We start from the raw sequence: 2,305 nt of genomic DNA, 5'->3' as shown, positions 1-2,305 counted from the left end.
CCTGCCGTTTCATCTGGTTCTTTAGAAGGTTGATGCTGTTGCTTAAATTGCTTTGAAAATGCCTGAACTTGTTCAGGTTGACCAGACATTAACAGTCGATAATCGATTCTACTGCCAGTTTGAATTGCATGCGTTTTAGCAATATCAGCTTGATGAATAATGACGGTAGGTGAAAAACCGGAAAAACCCAGTTCTTGATTTGAATCACGCACAATCACGCCGCTAAAACGGAAGGTACCGTCAGCAATAGAAACAATATCTCCCCTTTTTACTTTTAATAAATCCGCTGCTCTTTGGCTTAGCCAGACTTCACCAGATTGAATCGCTTGAGTTTTTGGCGCAATTTCAAGCTGCCCTCTGAGTGGAAATGCAGGTTCTATCGCTTTTACATTGACCATGACAAACTGATCTTGTGTATGAGCCATAGAACTAAATAGAGTGACATTAGTTTGCTTTAAACCAAGCTGTTCTGCTCTTTTTTTCCACAGCTGTTCGATAGGCTCGTTATTCGACAGAACTAAATCTGCACCCAGCATTTGCGAAGCTTGCAGACTGACTGCATTTTTAACTTGGTCATTACTAAATTTCAGGGCTGTGGTTGCACTAATCGCAAGCGATAAAGCAATAATGAGTAGATATAATCCACCCGTACGAAAACTTTGTAGCAAAAGTGGTTTGAGAAGATTACGCATAATTTAACCACCCTGTACTGTCTTTAGTCGGCCGTCATCTAACTCAACATGACGCTGGCAAAGAGCGGCCAAATTACGATCATGAGTCACTAAGATCAGAGTCGTACCTAACTCTCGGTTTAAATCAAAGAGCAAACTTTCAATTTCTTGTGCTGTCTGACCATCTAAGTTTCCGGTAGGTTCATCCGCGAAAATAATTTGTGGTTCTGCAATAAGAGCTCGTGCAATCGCCACACGTTGTTGCTCCCCTCCAGATAAGACTTTAGGCGTTTGTTCAACCTGACGACTAAGACCTACTCGATGCAACCAATCTAAAGCTTTTTTCTCTGCGGTTTTATAATCAAAATCTTTACGCAACCGTAAAGGCAACATCACATTTTCAAGCGCACTCAACTGAGGTAAAAGTTGAAAAGACTGAAATACGAAACCAATGTGCTGCATTCTAATTTGGGCACGTTGTTCCTCTGTTAATTGATGAACAGCTTGACCACACAGCCAAACTTCGCCTTCAGAGGGTTGATCTAAAGTTGCCAAAATTCCCAGTAATGTTGATTTACCTGAGCCAGAACGCCCAGTAATTGCCACCTGCTCCCCTTCAAAAATCTCTAAGTCGATATCTTTTAAAATCGTAAACTGATTTTGGTTAATCTGAATAGTTTGTGTAACTTGATGGGCAGCAATGATGGGTTGTGGCATGATGTAAAAAGTCCTATGTATTCAGAATCAGGGTCGAAGTACAAATGTATAAATCTTTTTTGATTGGTTCTAAAAGCATCATGCTCATCTCATTAAGTATGCTGCCTATGCTTGTATCGGCGAAAACTATTTTAATTTTAGGAGATAGTATTAGTGCCGGTTACGGAATTGATCCCAAACAAGGTTGGGTACAATTACTGCAAAAACGCTTAGACCAACAGTATCCCAAACAACACAAAGTGGTCAATGGAAGTGTTAGTGGAGAAACAACCAGCGGCGCTTTAGCCCGATTACCTAAGCTATTACAAACTTATAAGCCAAATGTGGTCGTGATTGAATTAGGTGGAAATGATGGCTTACGTGGTCAACCACCTCAAATGATTCAAAAAAATCTGGATCAGCTCATTCAGTTAAGTCAGAAACAAAAAGCCCAAGTTATTCTTTTTGGCATGAAAATTCCGCCAAATTACGGGGCTGCGTATAGCAAAGCTTTTGAAAATAACTATAAAGTTGTCAGCCAAAAATATCAGGTGAAATTACTACCGTTTTTTCTTGATGGAGTCGCAGGTCAAAAACAGCTTATGCAAAATGACTTGATTCATCCAAATGCTCAAGCACAGTCAAAATTACTTAATTTAGCTTATCCATATATAAAAGGTGCTCTGTAGGCACCTTTTAGTTTTAAGCATTATTATTAATATAATCAGAAATCAAAGAAGGTTACTTCACCAGTTTCTAGCGAATATTCTGCACCAACAACAATCAACTCACCTTTTGCAATCAGGCTCTCTAACACAGCCGAACCATGACGTAATTGATTGACCGAAGCAAAAACGTTTGAACGTACCGCATGACATGAAAGTTTTTTCAAATCATTTTTTAAATCAGTCTGCATTAAAATTTCAACTGACGGACGA

2 protein-coding genes and 2 pseudogenes are annotated in these 2,305 nt (G+C 39.4%); 1 reads left to right on the top strand and 3 read right to left on the bottom strand.

The features are described 5' to 3' along the window. Positions 1 to 668, bottom strand: a pseudogene (locus tag UC75_RS21390) (ABC transporter permease); the annotation flags it as partial. Positions 669 to 695: 27 nt separating this feature from the next. Further along, entirely contained in the window at positions 696 to 1,388 is a 693-nt protein-coding gene (locus UC75_RS11610; RefSeq protein WP_005303339.1) for an ABC transporter ATP-binding protein, read from the bottom strand. A 44-nt stretch (positions 1,389 to 1,432) separates the two neighbouring features. On the opposite strand from UC75_RS11610, the gene UC75_RS11605 reads away from it, so the two are divergent. Next, the gene (locus tag UC75_RS11605) at positions 1,433 to 2,056 is read left to right on the top strand and encodes an arylesterase (protein ID WP_049837687.1); all 624 of its coding nucleotides are present in this window, start codon (positions 1,433 to 1,435) and stop codon (positions 2,054 to 2,056) included. A gap of 35 nt (positions 2,057 to 2,091) precedes the next feature. Here UC75_RS11605 and UC75_RS21385 read toward each other — a convergent pair. Then, positions 2,092 to 2,305, bottom strand: a pseudogene (locus tag UC75_RS21385) (carbonic anhydrase); the annotation flags it as partial.

The organism is Acinetobacter sp. V2, assembly GCF_001188385.1.
GTDB classification, from domain to species: domain Bacteria; phylum Pseudomonadota; class Gammaproteobacteria; order Pseudomonadales; family Moraxellaceae; genus Acinetobacter; species Acinetobacter oleivorans.
Note: the sequence above shows the minus strand (reverse complement) of the source record. Positions and strands in the feature narration are given on the sequence as shown.

Excerpts from the sequence above, each read along its gene's own strand:
- UC75_RS11605 (WP_049837687.1), top strand. The coding sequence starts at position 1,433 with ATGTATAAATCTTTTTTGATTGGTTCTAAAAGCATCATGCTCATCTCA.
- UC75_RS11610 (WP_005303339.1), bottom strand. The coding sequence starts at position 1,388 with ATGCCACAACCCATCATTGCTGCCCATCAAGTTACACAAACTATTCAG.